Below are 647 nucleotides of genomic sequence, written 5' to 3'. Positions count from 1 at the left end.
CGGTTCAGTTCGGTGGCGAACACGGCTGCCTGCACGCGCCGTTCGAGGCCGAGCTTGCCCAGCAGCGCGGACACGTAGTTCTTGACCGTCTTCTCCGCGAGTTGCATCTTCTCCGCGATCTGACGGTTCGTCAGGCCCTGGGTGACGAAACCGAGCACCTCGCGTTCACGGTCGCTGAGACCCGCCAGGCGCGGGTCGACCGCGGTGCCGTTGCGGACCCGGTCCAGGACACGGGAGGTGATCACCGGGTCGAGCAGCGACTGCCCCGCCGCCACCCGCCGCACCCCGTCGATGAGGTCGGTCCCGCGGATCTGCTTCAGCACGTACCCGGCGGCGCCGGCCATGATCGCGGCGAACAGCGCGTCCTCGTCGTCGTACGACGTCAAGATCAGCGCCTGGATGTGCGGGAACCGCGAGCGGACCTCCCGGCACACGTCGATACCGCTGCCGTCCGGCAGGCGCCCGTCGAGGATCGCGACGTCCGGGTTGAGCGCGGGGATACGGCGGATGGCTTCCTGCGCGGAGGCGGAGTCACCCACGACCTCGATGTCCGGCTCGGCACCGAGCAGGTCGGACAGGCCGCGTCGGACCACCTCGTGGTCGTCGAGCAGGAACACGCGAATCGGCGTCATGGCAGGCTCATCTCT

Annotated in this window: 1 protein-coding gene; it reads right to left on the bottom strand. The window is 69.2% G+C overall.

Annotation, left to right across the window (positions count from 1 at the left end):
- Nucleotides 1–632 (bottom strand): response regulator (locus tag ACRX5W_RS33280; RefSeq protein WP_436792130.1); only part of this gene is annotated, 632 nt, incomplete at its 3' end.
- Between the last annotated feature and the right edge of the window lie 15 nt (nt 633–647).

This window comes from Yinghuangia sp. YIM S10712 (assembly GCF_051388935.1).
Taxonomy (GTDB): Bacteria; Actinomycetota; Actinomycetes; order Streptomycetales; family Streptomycetaceae; genus Yinghuangia.
The sequence above is the reverse complement of the archived record's forward strand: the minus strand, read 5'-3'. Positions and strand labels throughout refer to the sequence as shown.